Raw genomic sequence first — 357 nt, 5'->3', positions numbered from 1 at the left:
CGGGCGGCTCCGCGACCTCGACCTCGGCGAAGACCTCGTCCCCGGACTTCCAGGCCCGGCGCAGGCCCTGGACCGCCGGCCCGTAGCCCAGGCCCGCAGCCTCCATCCCCGGATAGACGCCCGGGCGGTCGATCTCCTCGGCCCCGGCCGGCACCGTGACGGCGGCCGGGTCGCCGCCGGTCCGCTCCGACAGCAGCCCCGGGGCGGGCTCGGACCAGCGCGCCTCCGCCCCGGTCCGCGACTGGACGGCCACCGCCCGACCGGCCTCGTCGTCCGGCGCCCCGACCGCGACCAGCACGAGGACCGGGGCCCGCCCCGGCCGCACCAGCGCACCCTCCAGCCCCAGATACGCCCCCT

General features: G+C 80.1%; 1 protein-coding gene. It reads right to left on the bottom strand.

Features of this window, described 5'->3' with window-relative positions; genetic code table 11:
* A partial coding sequence (locus PUR61_RS08375) for a polyketide synthase dehydratase domain-containing protein (protein WP_329877306.1) occupies window positions 1-357 on the bottom strand: 357 nt, incomplete at both ends.

It is taken from the genome of Streptomyces sp. BE20 (assembly GCF_036322525.1).
In the GTDB taxonomy this organism is placed as follows: Bacteria; Actinomycetota; Actinomycetes; order Streptomycetales; family Streptomycetaceae; genus Kitasatospora.
The sequence above is the reverse complement of the archived record's forward strand: the minus strand, read 5'-3'. Positions and strand labels throughout refer to the sequence as shown.